This is a genomic window from Microbulbifer maximicatervae (SeqCode), assembly GCF_056231245.1.
Genome location: NZ_CP174334.1, coordinates 838,742 through 860,276, shown reverse-complemented (window position 1 = coordinate 860,276; position 21,535 = coordinate 838,742). Strand labels below are relative to the sequence as shown.

Genomic DNA, 21,535 nt, shown 5'->3' with positions numbered 1-21,535 from the left:
AAAAACACAGGCAGGCAATAAACACACATGCAAGAAGCCTGCACAAACAGCAGTTTTGAATCTCAATAATATTCAAATAATACAAAAATCAATGAGGATGGAACTACAGGCCATACCTATAAACAATCGCAGACAATCCAGAAATATTTTTATTATTCGAATTTCGAAAAGCGCAGAGAGAACAAACAAAACCGGATTGACCAATCCGGCAAGGAAAAGCTAGCACATTCAAATAAATACTAAAACAATTTGGCATCTTTCAGCGTAAGAGCCGCAATAAACTTTAAGTGGATCACAAATACACAAAAAACATAGAATATAAAAACACTATTAATAGCAAATAGAACTAGGAATAATTTCTGAACTAAAGGGTTTTTCAGCCCTTTATTTTAATTAGATCTACAAGAAGAATTTTAAGATTGCAACTCACACAGAATCTACCCAACCAGGAAGCCTCCTTTTTAATCCCTGCTGGTTTTGTAAAGCAGCGGCTGCACATAAAACTGTCTCATCAGCATATTTTCTGCCTACTATTTGCAGACCTACTGGCAGACCATTCCCTGAAAAACCGCAATTAATTGATATTGCCGGATGGCCTGATAAATTGAAGGGGTAGGTATAAGGTGTCCAGGAATACCATAGAGAGCCTGGATTATTATCCGGCACATTGGCCCCAGCACTAAATGCGGTAATGGGTAAAGTTGGGGTCACTAACAGATCATATTTCAGAAAAAATTCCTGTAATCGCTCGACAAAGTTATCTCGCCACTTCAGCGCGTCGAGATAATCAGGTAAGGATAACTTGTCCGCTTGTTCTGCGACCTCTAACAATTGGGGCTCCACCAGTTGGCGCCTGGTACTATCCATCGCCCTAAAGATACTCGCTATTCCCGCGCAAAATAGACAGCCAAAAGCTGCACTAGCATCATCAATACCTGGGTCAACCTCTACAACTTCAGCACCCAATTCCTGGAAGTGCATTACACTAGCAGAAACGTTGCTCACCACCATGGGATCAGGTTCTACGTAACCAAGACTGGGGCTGTAAGCAATACGCAACTTTCCTGTTCTTTCAATCAACCTTCCCTCTGTAGCTGCAAGGAAATCAATGTTCCGACGTGGTATTGCGCGGATATCCCGATGATCCGGTTCACTGATTACATTCATCATCAGTGCACAGTCTTCCACCGTCGATGCTAAGGGCCCCACATGCACCAGGGAGGAGAAGGTACCTAATGGCCAATGGGGAACCTGCCCAAAACTCGGTTTGAACCCAACCGTGCCACAAAAGCTGGCAGGAATCCGGATAGATCCACCGCCATCAGCCCCCACAGCCAGAGGGCTCAACCCCAGTGATACTGCAACCGCGGCCCCGCCACTCGAACCACCCGATGTCTTATCCCTATCCCAGGGGTTTCTCGTAATACCGTCTATGGCATTATCCGTCACCGCCTTCCAACCAAACTCCGGTGTCGTAGTTTTCCCTATTGGCGTGTACCCGTTGCGCTGTAATGCCGCAATGCAAGGGGCCGCACATCCCAGCGTCGTCTCTGGATCAATTATTTGGGAGCCGAAAACCGTTGGCCACATCGGTGTATAGAAGACATCCTTTATTGCCACTGGCACCCCATCAAGTAATCCCCGCGCATTACCAGACATATAGCGGTGTTCAGCTTCCCGCGCATAGGCGAGGCTCGTATCTCTGTCAATCAAACAAAAAGCCTTAACATGCCTATTAAGTCGCTCAATTTTGTTGAGTAACTCTGCAGCAACCTCAACCGGTGAGAAAGACTTCTTCCTGTATCCATGCAACAGCTCAAGAGCTGTCATCCCAACGAAATCGCCCATCGAGTAAGCCTTCCAATTACTGATCCGCTAACTTCATCAGACTAGTCGTCGGTAGCTAACTACTTGCTCCACCTTCTCTTAAAAAGATCCGATGGAATAATTTCACGCAATACAGAAAGTTCAGCTTCCAGTCAGGAAATTCACAGTAAGCTTTGGTGAAATCACCGACACGGATAACCGCTGTGAAATTTCCCTCTCAAATTGCACTCCTCTTTCTTTTAGTTTCATTGATCTCGGGATGTGCCACCATGAGCGAAGATGAATGCTATGTCGCAGACTGGCAGGCAATCGGGTATGAAGACGGTGCAGCAGGTCGAGACATTTCTTATTTAGGGGGGCGTCGTGAGGCTTGTGCAAAGTACGGTGTGTCAGTCAATACAACGGCTTATCGCAATGGGCGAACTGAAGGGCTGGAGCTTTTTTGCACCGAGCTGCGCGGCTTTGATCAGGGTCGCTCTGGCAACAGCTATAACGGGGTCTGCCCCGCAGACCTCGAAGGGTTATTCTTGCGGGGATACAATTCAGGCCAGGATATTTTTCTTGCCAAATCTGCTGTCGAGGAACTGGTATCGACAATTCATGACCTGGAACTGGCAAGAGAGCATATTCTCGATGATATGACAGAGATCGGTGCTTTATTGGTAGATGAGACAGTCGACAACTCTGAGCGGGTGACATTGCTCGCTGATATTGCTCGCCTAAAGGTCAGGCATTCAGAACTGGGGATGGAAATTACTGGCTTGCAGTTCGAACTAATGCAGCGAGAAGCCGAGTATCAGGAAGTATTGGCCCGTTCTCCCTACTTGTAACCCTGCTCTAAAATCCCATAAGAGCCAAGATTACCTCTGTGGGCCCTAATCTGCAGAGGTTAATTCCTGTCTCTATCTATGGTCGTGAATCAACCATTTCTAATCCCGGTCTCCATCACTACCAAACTGACACCATATGATAAATAGAAAAGTAGGCCTCCTACAAAAGGCAGGCTTGCAGCGGTTGCCCCCCCCCTTTGCAACTTATAGACCACTAGAAAATTTGCACCAAAGAACCAAGTAAAAAGACAGCTTCAAGAAAAATTATTCTCTATATTTCGGACAACCGGATCAGTGCTGGTCTTTTATCCTACCCCGCATTGATTTCACTTGAGAGCGACGACTTTTTGCTTGCAGGCGACGCTCCTTAGCACCACGACTGGGTTTTGTGGCCACGCGGAATTTTGGCTTAAATGCAGCTTTATCCACCAGTTCTTGCAGTCGCTCCAGGGCATCCAGGCGGTTTTTCTCCTGGGTTCGGAACCTCTGAGCCTTGATAACCACCACGCCATCAGAGGAGATTCGACGATCTTTTAACTTTAAAAGACCACCCTTAATCAACTGTGGAAGTGAAGAAGCCCGAATATCAAACCGCAGATGAATTGCACTGGAAACTTTATTTACATTTTGGCCACCGGCGCCTTGTGCGCGTATCGCACTCATTTCGATTTCTTCTTGAGGGACAGACACCTTCCCTTTTCCATAAACCATAAACACCCAATGCCCGAGTTACATCATTTTACTAAAAATACAAAATCTAATGACCATTCTGCCCAAATAGTGCAGCTATTAACCAGCCCCACCACACAGATACAATTCGCCATTGACAGAAATCAAATTATAAAAAAATGCTTCCTATAAAATGAGCGTATCTAGGGGTAAACCTCATTTACCGGGAAACCCTCATTAAGTAATATTGCGCCAGCCGAATAAAAGCTATTAAAGGGGCCTTAAAGGCCAACCAAGATTTGCGGAATGATTTGTGACTTATTTTCAAGTCATAGTCAAATCCGCTAAGATTGCCCGGCTTCCTAGAAGTACTGGAGCAAAGAACAATAAAGACTCGCGCCCTGTAGTTTCCTCTGGACTGCTCCCGATGTCTCCGCGGGTGTGAGATTACCGCGACAAGGAGAAAACCATGCATAACGCCAAGCGTAGCCTCGCAGCGGCCATAGCACTCGCAACAATGACAAGCTCTGCGGCTTTTGCCAAAGAGGCAGCCTTTTCCCAGGTTATCGCCTTTGGTGACAGCCTAACCGATGTCGGCAACTACGATGTATTCACTAATGGGGGCGACGATCGAGAAGTAGCCATTAGTCTTTTATCCCAGAATCTGGGCCTGGGTGCCGTAACTCCGTCTTGTGCAGGTATGGAATCTTCCTTTTGCCTACCCACCGTAGACCCCTCACTGAGTGCAGAGGAACTTGAAGCTTCCGTTACTGCTCAGATTGCTGCTGGCTTGAGCAATGCCGGTACAGGCTGGGCCGTAGGCGGGCATAAAGCAGCTGATGTTCTGATGAATATCATCGGTCCCGACAACTATGCGGCCTACCTGCAGGCATATGGCCTGGAGGCTGATCCGAGCCGTCATAACCTGTTAAGCGCCCTGATGCCAACCACTGGTGACGAAGGCTTAACTCCCAGCTACCCGGACTCCGAACTCCTGACCCAATTGCTGGTACAACAGGCCACTGCGGCCCAATTAGTAGCCCAAGCCGAAGCTGCTCTGGCAGAAGGTGATACCGCAACTTATGCTGACCTGATGACCCAAGCCTCTGCTATGGGCGACGCCATTGAGGGCACCTTTGCTGATCTTATAGCCACTACTGGAACTTCCGGTAACCCACACCCACTGGGAATGGGCTACCTGGAAAGTACTCTGGGAAGTGCTGATCACAACGCTCTCTATTGGGTAAACGGCGGTGGTAACGACTTGCTCAGCGGTTTCGAAGATGTCGTCGCTGGCACCTCAACCATCGAAGAAGTCACTGCGGACCTGGACGTTGCATCAACGATGCTGGCAAGCGCAGCTGGCGCCCTATCCGATGCAGGTGCCAATTACATCCTCGTATCCAATGTACCGGATGTCAGCAAAACTCCTGGCGTTTACGCTGCAGCATATGAAGCCGTTTATTCCAGCGATGATGCAGACGCACTGCAAGCCGCAGTTGAGGCTGGACTGATGAGCCAGGAGGATGCGGATGCTCAATTGGCCGCCGCCTTCGAAGAAGTACTTCTGGAAGCAAGTGCCACGTCTGAAACCTTCAACTCAGCACTGTTAGCTAAGGCCAAGGATATCGATGGCGTTCTGATGGTTGACCAGGCAGGTATCCTGAAAGTCGCCCTTAATAACCCGACCATCTTTGGTTTATCCTCCTCAGAGAACCAACTGTTCTGTTACGACGGCAGTGGCAACGACTGTATTGAGCACTCCGTTTACGGCATTAACGGCACCGACCCCGATGCAGACAAACTGATCTTCAACGACAGTGTTCACCCCACTCAAATTGGTCAGGAAATCCTCGGTGACTACTACACAGCAATCGTGAATGCTGCTCAGGTTGCCGGTCAGCTGCCGGATATCGCAATCCAGGCTACTCGCACCCACACCAACAGCCTTGACGAGAGCCTGGCCAGTGTTCGTTACCGTTCCGCTCAGACTGGCGTTTTCGCCGGCAGCTCCCTGGGTAACGTCGACTACGATACCGATTACACCGCCAATGTCAGGGGAGACGGCTACTCCAATATTCTCGGCATGACTTTCGCCGTGCGCGACAATGCGGAAATCGGTTTTGCAGTAAGCCGTTCCAATATTGATGTGGATAATTCACAGCTTGCTATTGATTCCACCTCGACCAACTACAGCGTTTTTGGCCGCATGCACTACGACATTTTCTTTGTCGAAAGTAACGCGACCCTGACCGATGTAGATTACGATGACGTCAGCCGCTCTATCTCTCTGGGCGACACTTATAACGGCAACCTGACCGGGAATACCTCTGGCGAGAACTTGTCCCTGGGTATTACTGCTGGTGCCAACCTGCTCAACAGCGAAACCTTCCAGTTCGGTCCATTTGTAAGCTTTACCAAGGTAACTACGGATGTAGATGGCTACACCGAAGATGCCATCGAAGGCTTTACCTACACCGACCTGAGTGGCAATGAGCTCGACCCGCTGGGTATGCACTACGGTGATCAAGAGCGCCGCCTGAGAAATATGCGTTTTGGTGCCTTCGCCAATAAGAGCTGGGACACCATTAATGCCTATGCAGAAATTTGGTACGAAGACACTAACGGTACCGAAGAAGACACTATTGAAGTGGGTATAAAATCCATGGAAGGAAATATGAATGCCATGCCTAGCTATGCCAGTGTCGACGAAGGTATCTTCAACGGTGGTATGGGTATGATTGCCGGTATCCGCTGGCAAGCAGCTGACGCTATCGCTGTTAGCGCAACTGTCGCTTCCCGCCCAACGACTGAATCTGCCTCTGTCAATTTGACTTACCGCTTCTAAGTGGTAACTGTGCCCCCTGCCAGGGGGCACAGCCTCCCCTTCTATTTAATTTAACTACGATTCTTCTCACCTCAGAGCCTTCCCTCATCAGTGAAACTGAAAAAATAGGGTCCGTCCAAATGCTCCGATTAGAAACTGACAATCTGGTTATTCAAGAGCTTAATGAAGACCGGGATAACGGTTTAATGCTGGCACTACTCAATGATGCCGATTTTCTAAAGAATATTGGCGATCGCGGAGTTCGCACAAAAAGTGAGGCTCGCAACTATATCCTAAATGGTCCCATTGCCATGTATCGTGAGCACGGCTTTGGTATGTACAAAGTGTCCTTGAACAATGGCACTGCAATAGGCATCTGCGGACTGGTTAAGCGAGAGGGGCTCAATGGAGCCGATATTGGTTTTGCCTTTTTACCTGATTATCGTGGCCAGGGTTTTGCTTTAGAAGCTGCCAAAGCTGTAATGATGTACGCCAGGGATATACTGGGATTAACGCGAATCCTTGCGATTGCACAACCAGAAAATAAACCCTCTATCCGATTACTGGAAAAACTCGGCCTAGCCCACGAGAAGCAAATTGTATTGCCAGGCGAGACTGAGAAACTGGCTTTAATGGCCTGGGACAAAGACGCAGCTGAAATAACAAACTAGAATAAAAACTATTTCTTAAGAAAGTAATTCTGATATACAGCGTCACTGCACCTTGATAATAAAAATACCACACAGACCCTGTGGTTTTTCATTGACATGCAACCATGCTGGTCTAGTCTCCAACTTACTATTAAGGAGAGGACTGCCATGATTATCGCAACCGATATGCCAGAAGTCAGTCGATGTGCCGCCAGCCAATGTGCTTATAACGCCAATGATGCTTGCCACGCCAGAGCAATTACCATTGGTGACGGTGCCGATCCCGACTGTGATACTTTCTTCACCAACTCCCGTCATACAAGCAGCTCCCGTACCGCCGGCGTTGGTGCCTGCAAAATGGAAGACTGTAAATTTAATGATGACTTCGAGTGCTCAGCAGAAAGTATTCAAATTGGGCTGACAGGAAAATCCCAGCACTGTCAGAGCTACACTCACTGACTAGGCAACCAACAACCCAATAAAAAAGCCCGGATCAATACTCACCGGGCTTTTCTATTAATCGGGGGCGATTAACTCACAGGTTCAAGTGAAGCCTCTTTTGAGCCCTCACTCACCGCAGTGCGAGGCTCCCATACAATCCCCTTGGTATCCACGTGTTGTTTAAATAAAGGCTGATAATGAGCTTCAAGTACCTTTCGCTTAATCTTTAGTGTCGGCGTTAGGAATTCATTGAGGGGAGTCCACTCTTCTTTGGTAATAAAGATGGTCTTAATCCGCTCATGTTGCGGTAACTTATCATTCACTGAAGTCAGTAGCTTCTGCAAATGCTCATTAACTTCTCCCCGTGGTAATTTCTCAGCGGACTCGGAGATAGTCACCAGCATTACCGGCTGATCCATACCGTGCCCCAGAACACAGAGCTGGGCCAGCATTGTCTCATTACCAAAAAATCCTTCGAGTCGGCTGGGCTGAATAAACTTGCCTTTACTGGTTTTGAAGGTTTCTGAAATACGCCCAGTGATATGTACCAGACCGTCCTTATCAATAAATCCAGAATCACCCGTGTGGTAATAACCGTCCCGTATTACCTCCGCAGTTTTTTCCGGTTCAAGATAGTATCCCTTCATCAAGGAACCGCTCTTAAAGAGTATCTCCCCTTCCTCAGAAATCTTAACTTCACAGCCGTGATAAGGCTTACCAACCGTCCCCGGCACAGGATCTTCCCCCGGCGGAGCAAAGCAACCATAAATAAAATTCTCGGTCATACCGTAGCCATCGGCCACCTTCATTCCCATACGGTGGTACCAGCGCAGTAGTTCAATGGAAATAGGGGACGCACCGCTAACCAATATTTCTGCATCATCCAACCCCAGACCATTGCGAACTTTCTTTCTTAACCAGGTATTGATTCCAGGAATACGTAGCAGTACTTCTTGCAGCGACGGCGGGATTTTTTCATCAATTCCCTCTTTAAACTTGGTCCAAAGGCGAGGAACCGAGAAGAACATCGTCGGACGCGTTCGCTTTAAATCTTCCAGGAAAGTATCCAGAGATTCGGGGAAATGAATTGGGGTACCAGAATACAAACAATGGAATTCAACCAATATCCGCTCTGCGGCATGAGCTAAGGGCAAATAAGAAAGAACACGGTCATTCTCATCCATTCCATAACCGCGAATCATATTTGGGGAGACAAAAACCACCGAAGACCAGCTATGCATAACCCCTTTTGGATTACCTGTAGTTCCAGAGGTGTACATGATCGTAAAGATATCATCCAGATCAAAGGTCGGCTTTTCCTCAAAACGCTCACTCTCTTTGATTAGGGTTTCCAGATCCTGGTCACAACGGATCTCACAGCGTTGGATAGCAACCGAGGGCAGCATATCAGCAACTTCCTGTAGAGCCGCATTATTGTCGGTGGCCCCACAGAAAAGCATCTTCGATTCAGAGTGCTGTAAAACATAAGTCATCGAGGAGACAGATTGACCTGGGTAAAGCGGCACGCTGATCATTCCCGCCAGCATGATACCCACATCCGCAATAATCCAGTCCGCACAATTTTTGCCGTGAATAGCGATGCGATCACCGGGCTCGTACTGAGCGCGCAAGTAGCCAGCAATCCTGCGAGCCCGATCCATTACCTCACCCCAGGTATAGTCTCTCCATTGCCGCTGCTGCATTTGGCGAAGAAAGACCGTATCAGCCTGCTGCGCCTCCCTCTGATAAAGAAGCTCTAAAGGTTGCAGGCCCTTCACCTTCTCGTACTTTTCTTCCGGGGTCATCGCTAGTCCTCTCTGATTATTGTGTTTTTTTTAATTATGAGCAGTATCATTTGTCCGGGCAGATTGCACCAATATGCAGCACACCCTGAGCGGAGTTACCAAGATAACTAAGCAGTAAAGCCATTAAATAACGACTTTTACCCGGCTTGGCTAGATCCGCCGAATGAATATGGCAGATGAAACACCTAAAAAGGCAGAATCTCTGACAGTTATTGTTTTACCTTAAGTTACTGAAGATCAGCTATTAGTGCAATTATTGTTATCAACCATAAAATGCGAATGGCTGGTCACAAAGGAGCAGGCTCTTTGCTGCTTAATTGGGACATCAGGTCTAACAAAAGTATCCCATTTATCAGGACGCTACTTACTAATAGAACTAAAAACTAGTGCATTGTGGTACACAGTGTCACATGAATGTAATTCGAAATGACTTTTGATTTCTTAAAAATTTAATCCGCACTAATTTCTAATTTGATATCAGGCTTACAGAAAAACGACAAAAATCCACGGAGACTTAAAATCTATTTAAGGCAATTAATACATTAACCTTAATTTAATTAAGAGCATTAACAGCTCTTAAACATTGAAAATAGCCGCCTCAATACTTCAGAGAAAATAACTTTAATTTCTCAATCAAGAATATACTTTCAGAGCTCGCAACAGCGAAAGCACTGTCAGTTTTGTTTAAAAATAGATGTGTTTAACTGGGCGTTAAAAGCGAGATTGAGGAGGGAGAAATGGGGAGAGGGATGTGAAAAACACCCCCCTCTCCTACAAATTGTATTAACCTACCTTTTCTCCGTGAGCCTGCTTATCAGCATGGTAAGAAGAACGTACCAAGGGACCACAGGCCGCGTGCTTAAAGCCGATTTGCTCGGCGTAGCGGCGATACTCTTCAAACTCATCCGGATGGACGTAGCGTTGTACCGGTAAATGTTCTTTACTCGGTTGCAGATACTGGCCGATCGTAAGCATATCGATATCATGCTCGCGCATATCGTCCATTACCTGGAAAATTTCCTCTTTCTCCTCACCCAGGCCAACCATCAACCCGGACTTGGTCAGTACGTCAGGGCGACGCTTTTTGTATTCCTGCAGCAGCTTTAAAGACCACTTGTAATTGGCACCGGGACGAGACTCTTTATACAGGCGTGGCACAGTTTCCAAATTGTGGTTAAACACATCCGGAGCTTCTTTCTCCAGAATGTCCAGCGCTACATCCATACGGCCGCGGAAATCCGGAGTGAGAATTTCCACTTGCAGGTTCGGGGATTGCGCTCTCGATTCACGAATACAATTGGCAAAATGCTCGGCGCCACCATCGCGCAAGTCATCCCGGTCAACAGAGGTGATTACCACATAGCGCAAACTCATTGCAGCAATGGCATCCGCCAGGTTCTTGGGCTCTTCCGGGTCCAGTGGATTGGGCTTACCGTGGCCTACGTCGCAGAAAGGACAGCGACGGGTACAGATTTCACCCATGATCATAAATGTCGCGGTACCGCCACTAAAGCACTCTCCCAAATTAGGGCAGCTCGCCTCTTCACAAACCGTTGACAGTTTTTGTGAGCGGAGAATATTTTTGATGCGATCCACTTCTTTTGAAGCGGGAACCTTTACGCGAATCCAGTCAGGCTTACGCAGCAGGTTATCGCTGGCAATTACCTTCACCGGGATACGCTCTACCTTATCGCCATCGCGAAGTTTCTCCCCCTGCTGGAGGCGGCGAGTGCGCTTAACGGGCACCAGGTTGGGTTTATCAGCCATTACTTAATTCCTGCTGTTCTGCGCTCAGCTGCGCAAATACTTTTTCATCAATGGGTTGCCACTGGGCGTCGGGCAACTGAAGAGTGTGGAGCAGCTCGCGTACAAAAATCTCGGCGACCTGGCTCCAACTCGGGGTTGGTTCCAATATTTCTGCCATCTGCACCATCTGCATCCCCGCATAGCCACAGGGGTTGATCCGCAGGAATGGAGCCAGATCCATATCGATATTGATGGCGATACCGTGGAAACTGCACCCCCGCCGAACTCGCAATCCGATAGAGGCAATTTTACTCCCCGCACCTGGGCCTTTAGTGAGGTAGACCCCAGGCGCATCGGCCCTGGGTGCCGCTGCAACACCAAAGGTTTCCAGCATTGCCACCGTGGCAGTTTCCAGGGCAGTGACCAGATCACGCACGCCGATTTTTGCTCTGCGCAGGTCCAGCAATGGGTACACCACCAACTGGCCGGGGCCGTGATAAGTCACCTGTCCCCCACGATCCACCTGAACCACGGGTATATCACCGGTATTCAGCAGGTGCTCGGCTTTGCCTGCCTGCCCCTGGGTGAAAACCGGCTCGTGCTCTACACACCAGATCTCGTCGACACTTTCGCCATCGCGACTATCGGTATAGCGCGACATCGCCTGCCAGACACTCTTGTAATCTCGCCGCGCAAGATCGCGAACAATGGTCATCAGAGCACCATATGCACAGCGGGGTGCTGTTTCAGTTCTTCAAATAATGCTTTGAGCTGCTCCTCACCAGTGGCGAGGATAAAGAAAGTCATTGAGGTGAATTTACCAGTACTACTGTCACGTAAGGTAACGCGCTCTTCGTCCAGGCCGGGGGCATGGCGACGCATCACATCCAGTACAAATTCGTGCGCCTCATCATTGGCATCACGCACGACCTTGACCATGTAGTCTTCGCAGGGAAATTCAATTTTCGGGGCTTTTTGATTGGGATCTTGACTCATACCACTCTCCGGGGCCGGGCTGTTAGATATTGAGAAAAGCTTAGGCACAGCCGGGCGGCGATTATACAGCGGCTAAACAGTAGTGGACAGTGAGCAAAAGGGGAAGTGGACAGAGACTGGGGAGGGATGGACAGGGATGGGAATCATTCCCATCCCTAAATCAGCAATTAGCTAAAAAAGCCCATTACAAAGCGCTTGATGGAGTCCCACATGCGCTTGAAGAAACCGGCACGCTCCACATCTTCGGCAGCAACTGCTTTAACATCGGCGACAGTCTCACCATCCAGGGTCACAACAACTTTACCCACTGGCTGGCCCTTCTGCACAGGCGCTTCCAGCTCACCATCCACAATCAGGTCGGCCTTAATGCCTTCCTCACCGCCACGGGGGATAGTAACGAATACATCTTTAGCTACGGCAATACCCACGCTGGGCTCTTTACCACCCCAGACACGCTCCGTCTGCAACTCTTCACCCTGACCATAGACCTTGTGGGTTTGGTAGTAGCGGAAGCCGTAGGCGAGCAGTTTTTGGGTCTCAGAGGCGCGCTTCTCATCACTGTCGGTGCCGACAACAATAGCAACCAGGCGCATGCCGCGCTTCATTGCAGAAGCTACCAGGCAGTACCCTGCTTCTTCCGTATGACCGGTCTTAATTCCATCTACAGAGGAATCGCGCCATAGCAAACGGTTGCGGTTAGGCTGGTTAATTCCGGAATAGCTGAAATACTTCTCGGAATAAATATCGTAATGCTCTGGGTGGTCCATTATCAGCGCGCGCGCCAGTACACCCAGGTCATGGGCAGTCGTTACATGCCCCTCTGCAGGCCAGCCAGTGGCGTTGACGAAGTTAGTATCTTCCATTCCCAGCAGCTCTGCCTGCTGGTTCATAACTTCGGCAAAGACCTCTTCGCTACCGGAGACGTGTTCTGCCAGAGCGATACTCGCATCGTTACCGGACTGAATAATCACACCGCGCATCAAGTCGATAACCGGCACCTGGTCACCCACTTTGACAAACATCTTGGAGCCACCCTTACGCCAGGCCTTTTCAGAGATACGAACCATATCGTTTTCTTTGATGCTCCCCTTAAGGATCTCCTCAGAAACGATATAGGCCGTCATCATCTTGGTAAGGCTTGCCGGCGGTACCGGAGTATCCGCCTCGTGCTCAACCAGGACCTGACCGGTATTGGCATCTAAGAGCAGGTAAGACTTCGCCGCCAATTGGGGCGGTGCAGGGATAAGAGATTGCGCCTGGGCCAGGCCCGCACATAACAACAGGAAAGAACAGGCGATAATCCGTGTGATCATAGGTATATGTCTCGTCATTCCTCGTTTTCGTTGGCTTAACCTGCAACGAAATCTACAAGGTTAATCAGCGGCACTAGAGCTTGTCACCAAACGCCGCCTATCATTACAAAATTACAAAATACAAGAAAAAACGCGTCAATGCGCACTATTTTGTGAACGGGTATTCAAATGACTGCCACCGATATCATCAGTCACAATCATTTAAGGCGGTTATCACCCATCCCTATTAGCCCACAACACTATTCGTAAACTACTTGTGGCTGTCCAAATTGCTTCTGCTCAACAGTTTCCCGCGCTGTTGCCAAAGCTCTCTGCTGGGTGAGTGGACCAATTCGAACTCGATAATAAGTCTTGCCGCCACTCTGAACAGAACTAACAGCAACAGGATAGTCAATGGCCGCTGCCAATTGGGTGCGAATTTCCTGGGCCTGCGCGGAACTGCTATAAGCACCAACTTGCAGATAGGTATTGTCGGGCAACTTGATAGTCGTATCTTCCGCCAAACCAGCGGTGCCATCACTATTGGCCAGCACTTCATTGGCCGCCGGCAACGCGGCCGGGTCCAGAGCCTCTACCTCAACCCGAGCAATGCCTTTATCAATGTATCCAAGCTTTTGCGCAGCAGTATAACTGAGGTCGATGATGCGCCCGTGCACAAAGGGCCCCCGATCGTTTACCCGCACGATAATACTGCGGCCATTGTCGAGATTGGTGACCTTGGCATAGCTGGGCAGTGGTAGCGTTTTATGGGCAGCAGACATGGCATACATATTGTAGACCTCGCCATTTGCAGTGCGTCGGCCGTGGAATTTTGTTCCATACCAGGAAGCCTGCCCCACCTCTTTATAGCCCTTGACGTCATTGCGTACACGATACGTGACACCGTTGACCTTATAAGGGGATTTATTGCCGGCGTCGCCGATCGGCTCGCGGACAGGGATCGGCTCAGGGGCTGCTTGCATATTTACCGGAGCAGCAGGGCCACTATCCTTGATGCTATTAAAGTCCGGTTGCTTGGTGTTTTCGGTTTTCTGTGGTTTTGGCTGCGGGCCACTACAGGCCGCTAATATCAGGACCGCCAGGGCCACTCCCCAACGCGCTTTGCACTGAAACATAATCCCCCCGGCGCGCGACAACTTATTGCTGCCGTCTCCAAGCCGCTATTATCTGGAACTGCTAAATAAAATAGAAAAATATGAACACTAAAAACCCAAATGGTTCCCTCCATTTGGGTTAAATTTAGCTGCGGGACTGAAGCCGCCTTAAGACTTGCCGCCTCTCGCTTTAACAATCTCTTGGGCCAGGTCATTGACGGCCATAGCGTAAAGGCGACTGCGGTTATAGCGGGTGATAGTCGCGAAATTATTCAAACCGAGCCAATACTGTTTTCCCTGCTCAGTTTGCAGGGAGAATACGTTGGCCGGCATTTCCGGAGCCACCTGGCTAGTAGCGTTAAAGCCTTTGTCCGCCAATTCTCCAACGGTCCACTGCGGCTGCAGAGTATCGTTGACGATTGTCATGTCCGCATTCGGGCGGGGGCTGGCCAGTACCGCGACCGGTTCACCGGGCTTCCATCCATGTTTAACGAAATAGTTAGCCACACTGCCGATCGCATCGGTAGGGTTGTTCCATATATCCGCCTTGCCATCGTCGCTGAAGTCCACCGCATAAGAGCGGTAGCTTGAAGGCATGAATTGACCGTAGCCCATAGCCCCAGCATAAGAGCCCTTGAGAGCCAAGGGGTCCATATCCTGCTCACGAGTCAGCAGAAGGTAGTTTTCTAACTCTTTGGTAAAAAACGCAGAGCGACGGGGGTAGTTAAATGCCAGCGTGGAAAGTGCATCCAAAACCCGGTAGCCGCCCATATTACCGCCGTATCGGGTTTCAATTCCGATGATGGCAACAATCATCTCTGCCGGTACACCGTATTTCTTTTCAGCCTCAGCCAGGGCCTCGGCATTTTGATCCCAAAAGTCTACCCCACCGGCAATGCTCTGCGGGGTAAGAAACATTTTGCGATATTCGTGCCAGGGCTTGGCTTTCTCAGCTGGCCGTTTGATCGCCTTTAGGATGGAATCTTTGCGCTTGGCCTCACGCATCAGAGTCTGCATTTCTTCGCGATTAAAATCGTGCTCTTCCACCATATAATCTACGAATTCTTGCGCTTGTTTATTATTTCCGTGACCCGGTTCCTGCGCACAGGCGGCGAGGGCCAGTCCCATCCCGATTAATAATCCCGAGGTCCACTTCAAAACGACCGCTCCTGTCTTCATCTCGCGTCTCTAAATCCGGTTATTGTCCCTATGCAGTGTTCCTCAAAAGTGAACTCTGCGCCGCTCAGTGCCAACAGCCATCAACAAGCCAAATCCGGCCATCAATGTAATCAAGGATGTCCCGCCGTAACTAATCACAGGCAAAGGCACCCCAACTACCGGCAACAATCCTGTAACCATACCAATGTTTACAAATACATAGACAAAAAAAGTGAGGGTAATACTCCCCGCCAACAATCGGCCAAATACGTGCTGGGCCATAAAGCTGATGTAAATGCCACGGGCGATAATCAATACATATAGCAAAAGCAGCAACAGGGCGCCGCGCATGCCCCACTCCTCCGACAGTACCGCGATAATAAAATCGGTATGGCTCTCCGGCAGGAAATCGAGCTGTGACTGGGTTCCCTGCAGGTAGCCTTTGCCGTAAACACCACCGGAGCCGATAGCCGCTTTGGAGTTAAATATATTCCAACCAGCACCAAAACGGTCATCATCTGGGTTGAGCAGGGTCAAAATTCGCTGCCGTTGGTAATCGTGGAGCCCCCAGTGCCAAATTGGATAGGCAGCAACCAACAGCGCCATTGCCGCCGCACTGATCATCTTCCAACTCAACCCAGCTAGATACAGGGCAAAAAGACCGGACGCCGCAATCAGGATCGAGGTCCCCAAATCCGGTTGCCGTACGATAAGAGCTGCGGGAATCGCCACAATTGCCAAAGCTCCAATCACCGTGGTCAGTGATGGCGGCAAGCGGCGTTGATGCAGGTAAGCTGCCACTGCCATGGGAACACCGAGCTTCATCACTTCCGACGGCTGGAAGCGAAATCCGCCTATCTCCAACCAGCGCTGCGCCCCCATCGCCTTGGTGCCAAAAAACAATACCCCAACCAATAGCGCACAACCGGCCAAATAGGCCCAGGGAGACCAGCGCCGATAAAAATCCAGGGGAATTTGCGCAACGATAAACATGCCCACGAAGGCCACGCACATAAAAATCGACTGGCGCCGCACATAGTTCATATCACCGCCAGAAGCGCTGTACAGCACTCCAAGTCCTACGGCTGCCAACACCAACAACAGCACCAGTAGCGGTATATCAATATGCAGGCGGCGGGAAAGACTGACCGGCTTGCGCAGACTGCCGTGGGCATCTGACAAACGGTGGGAGAAATCGCGACTAGCCATTGCCAGCCCCCTCGCTCAAATAAGTGGTATCCGCCGTCTTCTGCGGTTCCAACTGCGGGCGTGACATCCACTCCGCAAATAGCTCTCTTGCCACCGGGGCAGCGACCTTGCCGCCGCCCTCACCATTTTCGACTAATACCGAAACAGCGATACGGGGGTTATCCACAGGCGCGAAGGCCACAAACAGGGCGTGGTCTCGGTGGCGCTCTTGCAGGGCCTCTGAGTCATAGCGCTCCCCCTGGGCAATACCGACCACCTGAGCGGTACCGGACTTACCCGCCACGCGGAAGTCCAGATCTTTACCTGCCCGTTTCCCGGTACCGGTACGGTGGTTGACTACAGCCTCCATTCCCTCGAATACCAAATCCCAGTGATCAGGGCGGGCCTCGAGGTTGTGCAGTATCTCGGGAGGTTGTTCCACCCCGTTGATCGACTTGACCATCTGCGGGCGGTAGTGGGTACCGCGATTGGCAATCGTGGCAGTCATTACTGCAAGCTGCAGTGGCGTCGCCAACACAAAACCCTGCCCCAGCACCGCATTCAAACTGTCACCGGGAAACCAGGGCATACCGCGGGCACCGCGCTTCCAATCTCTAGAGGGAAACAACCCGGAGCGCTCCATGGGCAAGTCGACTCCGGTCTTTGTCCCCAGGCCAAAATGGGAGGCGATGCTGTGCATATCATCGATATCCCAGCGGTGCGCCATATCCCAAAAGTAGACGTCACAGCTCTGCGCCATGGCCTGTATCAGATCCACTTTCTCACCGTGCCCCCAGCGCACGTGGTCGCGGTAGATGCGCGGATCGTTGGGCAGCTTGTAAAAGCCGGGGTCCTTGACTGTACTCTCTCGAGTAATAATGCCCGCCTGGAGTCCACCCAGCCCCATCAACGGCTTTAAAGTGGAACCCGGTGGATACTGACCCTGCACCGCCCGATTAAACAGGGGCACATCGAGGGAATCGCTGAGGGCGCGATAGTCGGCAAAGCTGATGCCGGTCACAAACAAATTGGGGTCGAAGGACGGCTTGCTGACAAACGCCAACACGCCACCGCTATTTACATCGATCGCAACTACTGCACCGCGACGATCTCCCAGGGCATCAGAGGCGACTTGTTGCAGTTGAGCATCCAGGTTGAGCACCAGATCCGAGCCCGGTTTGGGGTCCTGGCGCTCCAGTACTCGTAAAACCCGGCCACGAGCATTAATTTCAACATTTTCATAACCGACCTCACCAAGCAGGAGGTCCTCGTAGGAGCGTTCCAACCCAACCTTACCGATGCTACGGGTACCGCGATAGCGGCGCACATCATCCTCGGTAAAGTTACTCAGGTCCCGGTCACTGATTCGCCCCACATAGCCCACACTGTGGGCAAATAAATCCCCGAGGGAGTAGTAACGCACCAACTCCGCCTCCACTGACACCCCAGGCATACGGAATTGATTAACACTGATCCGTGCGATTTCATCTTCGTTCAAACGAAACCGGAGAGGCACTGGCTCATAGGGGCGCCGGCGCTTGAGGCGTTTCTGGAATTTGGTGACATCGTTTTCATCGAGTCGCACCAGGTTACCGATCAGCTCTAGCGTGACATCCATATCGCGAACGCGCTCGCGAACAATCGACAAGTTATAACTGGCGCGGTTATCGGCTAGCAAAATGCCGTTGCGGTCGTAGATCAATCCGCGGGTCGGCGCGACCGGGCGCACCTGGATACGGTTCTCATCAGATTGAGTGCGGTAGTCTTCGTAATTAACCACCTGGAGGTTGTAGAAACGCGCTACGAGAACACCCAGTAAAAAGATAACCCCCACAAGCGCCACCAACATACGATTGCGAAACAATCGCTGCTCGGTATGGGGGTCCTTGAGATGGTAATCGTGCGGCATCAGAATTTATTCGATGGTTTTTGACTGGCGTGCAAAAAATCTAATTCCCTACATTAACACAGGGCGAGTCAGGAGAGAGAACCGAGTCGGCAAATCTCTTCGCGACTTATCGCAAATATTTTATTTGTGATAGGGATGGCCGGCCAATAATGTCCAGGCGCGATAAATTTGTTCAGCCAGAACCACCCTCACCAGCGGGTGCGGCAAGGTCAGTGGGGACAGAGACCAGCGCTGGCGAGCACGGGCGAGGCAGTCTTCGGATAAACCGTCGGGCCCGCCAATTAACAGGCTGATATTTTCCCCAAGCATTTGCCAATCACTTAATTGCGCCGACAACTGCTCGGTACTCCAGGGCTTGCCTTTCACATCGAGCGCTACCACGTGGTCCCGCGGTCCCAAAGCGGCGAGCATCGCCTCGCCCTCTTTTTTTCGCGCTTTTTCAATCAGGGCTGCAGAGCTCTTTTGGCCTCGTTGGCCGAGTGGAATTTCCACCATTTCCAGAGCAATTTCCCGGGGCAGGCGCTTAGCGTACTCGGCGTAGCCCTCCTGCACCCAAGCCGGCATTTTTCCACCGGCGGCAAGAATGCGGATTTTCACAGCAATTAACCCTGGTGCGGATCACTGCCATCGGCATCGTCACGGGTATTCGGAGTCATAGACCAGAGTTTTTCCAGATCGTAGAAACCGCGAACATCTGCGAGCATCACGTGAACAACCAAGTCACCGTAGTCGACTAATACCCACTCGCCCTGGTCAACACCTTCAACACCAATGGGGCGAATACCTTCTTTTTTCAGCTCGTCTACAACGTTCTCTGCCAGGGACTTAACCTGGCGGCTGGAAGTACCAGTACAGATCAGCAGATTGTCCATTACATCTGAAAGCCCGGAAACATCCAGGGAAACAATATCCTTACCTTTCAAATCTTCCAGCGCATTGAGAGCGATATCTTTAATATTTGTCATAACACCTTGATTCATTGCGGGTCGCCTGAAGCAACCTCTGTATAAAGTCGATGATCTTCTATGTACTGCAACACAGTTGCGGGCAGTAAATAGCGTGGCGACTGGCCACTTTTAATTAATTCGCGAATTTGCGTCGCGGAAATTGGCAACATGGTCTGCTCCCGCAACAGCAGGCAACCACATGCTCGTGTATGCAAGCCTGCAACCGTGCCCCGATGATTCTCCAGCAGTTCTGCCAGAGGGCCATGCTCTTCGCTATCGCGATCTGGCAGGTGCCAGCCCGGCCTTGTTACCACCACCAGATGTGCCAGCTCCAAGAGGCGCTCCCAGCGGTGCCAGCGGTGCAGACTCAATAGGGAGTCCAATCCCATGCAGAAACTGATGGAGGTTTCACCTCCCAGTTCACTGCGCAGCTCCTCCAGGGTATCTACCGTATAAGTAGCTCCGCCACGATGGAGTTCTCGCTCATCCAGGGTGAGCTCATCACACCCCTCAAGCGCCAGAGCCAGCATTTCGCTACGCTGGCGGGACGATACACCTGGCGTCTGCCGGTGGGCAGGCTGGTGGCTGGGTAGCAGGCGCATTTCATCAAATTCGAGCACCTGGCGCAGCTCCAGCGCCATGCGCAAATGACCGAGATGAATCGGATCAAAGGTTCCGCCAAACAGGGCCAACTTATGCCTTTTGCTCGCCACAATTATTTCTCGTACCCCCCGCACTCGCTGCCCCAAAGGGAAAAGTGCTTATTGCCGGATATGGCCATCTCCGAACACAATCCATTTTTGCGAAGTGAGCCCTTCCAGGCCAACCGGGCCGCGGGCGTGGATTTTATCAGTACTGATACCAATTTCCGCCCCCAAGCCGTACTCGAAACCGTCAGCAAAGCGGGTTGAGGCATTAATCATCACTGAGCTGGCATCCACAGCACTCATAAAACGGCGGCTGCGACTGTAATCCTGGGTGACAATTGCCTCGGTGTGGCCGGATCCGTAACAGGCAATATGGTCCATAGCCGCTTCCATATCCGCAACAACACGCACAGCCAGAACCGGGGCAAGGTATTCCTCACTCCAGTCATCTTCTGTCGCCGCTACACAGTGAGCAATGATTTCACGGGTCCGGTCACAACCGCGCAATTCAACCCCTTTGTCTTCGTAGGCACCAGCCAAGCGCGGCAGTATATCCGCCGCAACCATCTCGGCAACTAAAAGTGTTTCCATGGCGTTACAAACACCATAGCGATGGGTCTTGGCATTGAGGGCGATATCGAAAGCTTTGTCCAGGTCAGCCCGATCATCGATATACACATGACAAACACCGTGCAGGTGTTTGATTACCGGCACCCGGGCTTCGCGACTGACCCTTTCAATCAAGCCGGTTCCGCCCCTGGGTACAATCACATCCACATATTCCGGCATAGTGATCAGGGCACCCACCGCCGCTCGATCGGTGGTATCGACAACCTGCACCGCCGTTTCCGGCAAACCCGCTTCGCGCAAGCCGGCGGTAATACAGGTGGCAATTGCCTTGTTCGAGTGCAGCGCTTCACTGCCTCCACGCAAAATTGTGGCATTGCCGGATTTTAAGCACAGGCTCGCTGCATCAATGGTCACATTGGGCCTGGACTCATAAATAATGCCCACCACCCCTAGGGGCACACGCATTTTGCCCACTTGAATACCGCTGGGGCGATAGCGTAAATCTTCAACTTCTCCCACCGGGTCGGGCAGCTCTGCCACCTGCACCAAGCCCTCGATCATGCCATCGATGCGGGCATCGTTAAGCTCCAGACGATCCAGAAGAGCCGCATCCAGGCCGCGCTCGCGACCGGCCTGCATATCCAATGCATTGGCCTTCAGTAAAGATACTCGCTGTGTCTCCAGTTGGGCAGCGATGGCTTTAAGAGCATTATTTTTGGTGGAGGTATCCGCAGCAGCTATCTGTTTGGCGGCGGTACGGGCTGCGCGCCCCATTTGTTCGAGCTTGGCGCGAGTGGATTGCTGATCAGCGGTGTCTGTGGCGGTCACTTGGCTCTCCGTGCAAAATCCGGTCGGCCGCGCAGTATAACCCAGCGAGACCCGGTTGAAAGTGCCGATTACCGGGCCCCACAGCTTTAT

General features: G+C 50.9%; 19 protein-coding genes. 4 read left to right on the top strand and 15 right to left on the bottom strand.

Annotated features, from left to right (window positions below):
* Window positions 1-426: 426 nt before the first annotated feature.
* The gene (locus ACJJIS_RS03695; protein ID WP_475709504.1) at window positions 427-1,848 is read right to left on the bottom strand and encodes an amidase; all 1,422 of its coding nucleotides are present in this window, start codon (window positions 1,846-1,848) and stop codon (window positions 427-429) included.
* 248 nt (window positions 1,849-2,096) lie between these two features.
* Between ACJJIS_RS03695 and ACJJIS_RS03690 the strand changes: the two genes are divergently transcribed.
* A complete protein-coding gene (locus tag ACJJIS_RS03690) occupies window positions 2,097-2,657 on the top strand; it encodes a DUF2799 domain-containing protein (protein ID WP_444940888.1) in 561 nt (186 codons plus the stop codon).
* A gap of 291 nt (window positions 2,658-2,948) precedes the next feature.
* Here the strand turns inward: ACJJIS_RS03690 and arfB are convergent, their stop codons facing one another.
* The gene (gene arfB, locus ACJJIS_RS03685) at window positions 2,949-3,368 is read right to left on the bottom strand and encodes an alternative ribosome rescue aminoacyl-tRNA hydrolase ArfB (protein ID WP_475709503.1); all 420 of its coding nucleotides are present in this window, start codon (window positions 3,366-3,368) and stop codon (window positions 2,949-2,951) included.
* 427 nt (window positions 3,369-3,795) lie between these two features.
* On the opposite strand from arfB, the gene ACJJIS_RS03680 reads away from it, so the two are divergent.
* From ACJJIS_RS03680 to ACJJIS_RS03670, 3 genes are all read left to right on the top strand, one after another.
* Window positions 3,796-6,174 carry an autotransporter domain-containing protein gene (locus ACJJIS_RS03680; protein WP_475709502.1) on the top strand — a complete coding sequence of 793 codons (2,379 nt, stop codon included), beginning with the start codon at window positions 3,796-3,798 and terminating at the stop codon, window positions 6,172-6,174.
* A gap of 119 nt (window positions 6,175-6,293) precedes the next feature.
* Complete coding sequence (locus tag ACJJIS_RS03675; RefSeq protein WP_444925773.1) at window positions 6,294-6,824, top strand: GNAT family N-acetyltransferase; 531 nt, start codon at window positions 6,294-6,296, stop codon at window positions 6,822-6,824.
* 147 nt (window positions 6,825-6,971) lie between these two features.
* On the top strand, window positions 6,972-7,262 hold the full coding sequence (locus ACJJIS_RS03670; RefSeq protein WP_413663139.1) for a DUF1540 domain-containing protein: 291 nt from the start codon (window positions 6,972-6,974) through the stop codon (window positions 7,260-7,262).
* 71 nt (window positions 7,263-7,333) lie between these two features.
* On the opposite strand, the gene ACJJIS_RS03665 is transcribed toward ACJJIS_RS03670, so the two are convergent.
* The 13 genes from ACJJIS_RS03665 to ACJJIS_RS03605 all read right to left on the bottom strand — a co-directional run bounded on the left by ACJJIS_RS03665 (window position 7,334) and on the right by ACJJIS_RS03605 (window position 21,445).
* Window positions 7,334-9,049 carry an AMP-binding protein gene (locus ACJJIS_RS03665; protein ID WP_475709501.1) on the bottom strand — a complete coding sequence of 572 codons (1,716 nt, stop codon included), beginning with the start codon at window positions 9,047-9,049 and terminating at the stop codon, window positions 7,334-7,336.
* Between the two features lie 783 nt (window positions 9,050-9,832).
* A complete protein-coding gene (lipA, locus tag ACJJIS_RS03660) occupies window positions 9,833-10,816 on the bottom strand; it encodes a lipoyl synthase (protein ID WP_444934041.1) in 984 nt (327 codons plus the stop codon).
* Window positions 10,809-11,510 (bottom strand): lipoyl(octanoyl) transferase LipB, encoded by a 702-nt coding sequence (lipB, locus tag ACJJIS_RS03655; protein ID WP_444934042.1) that lies wholly within the window; start codon window positions 11,508-11,510, stop codon window positions 10,809-10,811. Before lipB ends, lipA begins: the two co-directional genes overlap by 8 nt.
* A complete protein-coding gene (locus ACJJIS_RS03650) occupies window positions 11,510-11,791 on the bottom strand; it encodes an HP0495 family protein (protein ID WP_282931473.1) in 282 nt (93 codons plus the stop codon). The genes lipB and ACJJIS_RS03650 overlap by 1 nt, the downstream gene beginning before the upstream one ends.
* Before the next feature lie 167 nt (window positions 11,792-11,958).
* On the bottom strand, window positions 11,959-13,104 hold the full coding sequence (locus ACJJIS_RS03645) for a D-alanyl-D-alanine carboxypeptidase family protein (protein ID WP_282931472.1): 1,146 nt from the start codon (window positions 13,102-13,104) through the stop codon (window positions 11,959-11,961).
* A gap of 239 nt (window positions 13,105-13,343) precedes the next feature.
* Window positions 13,344-14,219, bottom strand: coding sequence for a septal ring lytic transglycosylase RlpA family protein (locus ACJJIS_RS03640; protein WP_282931471.1), 876 nt, complete (start codon window positions 14,217-14,219; stop codon window positions 13,344-13,346).
* A gap of 147 nt (window positions 14,220-14,366) precedes the next feature.
* The gene (gene mltB, locus ACJJIS_RS03635) at window positions 14,367-15,377 is read right to left on the bottom strand and encodes a lytic murein transglycosylase B (RefSeq protein ID WP_413663142.1); all 1,011 of its coding nucleotides are present in this window, start codon (window positions 15,375-15,377) and stop codon (window positions 14,367-14,369) included.
* Between the two features lie 42 nt (window positions 15,378-15,419).
* Window positions 15,420-16,565, bottom strand: coding sequence for a rod shape-determining protein RodA (gene rodA, locus ACJJIS_RS03630; RefSeq protein ID WP_413663143.1), 1,146 nt, complete (start codon window positions 16,563-16,565; stop codon window positions 15,420-15,422).
* Window positions 16,558-18,453 (bottom strand): penicillin-binding protein 2, encoded by a 1,896-nt coding sequence (mrdA, locus tag ACJJIS_RS03625; RefSeq protein ID WP_475709500.1) that lies wholly within the window; start codon window positions 18,451-18,453, stop codon window positions 16,558-16,560. The genes rodA and mrdA overlap by 8 nt, the downstream gene beginning before the upstream one ends.
* 120 nt (window positions 18,454-18,573) lie before the next feature.
* On the bottom strand, window positions 18,574-19,050 hold the full coding sequence (rlmH, locus tag ACJJIS_RS03620) for a 23S rRNA (pseudouridine(1915)-N(3))-methyltransferase RlmH (protein WP_444896240.1): 477 nt from the start codon (window positions 19,048-19,050) through the stop codon (window positions 18,574-18,576).
* A gap of 5 nt (window positions 19,051-19,055) precedes the next feature.
* Window positions 19,056-19,433, bottom strand: a complete 378-nt coding sequence (gene rsfS, locus ACJJIS_RS03615) for a ribosome silencing factor (RefSeq protein ID WP_413663146.1) — start codon at window positions 19,431-19,433, stop codon at window positions 19,056-19,058.
* Window positions 19,430-20,113 carry a nicotinate-nucleotide adenylyltransferase gene (gene nadD, locus ACJJIS_RS03610; protein WP_444934045.1) on the bottom strand — a complete coding sequence of 228 codons (684 nt, stop codon included), beginning with the start codon at window positions 20,111-20,113 and terminating at the stop codon, window positions 19,430-19,432. The genes rsfS and nadD overlap by 4 nt, the downstream gene beginning before the upstream one ends.
* 48 nt (window positions 20,114-20,161) lie before the next feature.
* The gene (locus ACJJIS_RS03605; protein WP_444934046.1) at window positions 20,162-21,445 is read right to left on the bottom strand and encodes a glutamate-5-semialdehyde dehydrogenase; all 1,284 of its coding nucleotides are present in this window, start codon (window positions 21,443-21,445) and stop codon (window positions 20,162-20,164) included.
* Window positions 21,446-21,535: the final 90 nt, after the last annotated feature.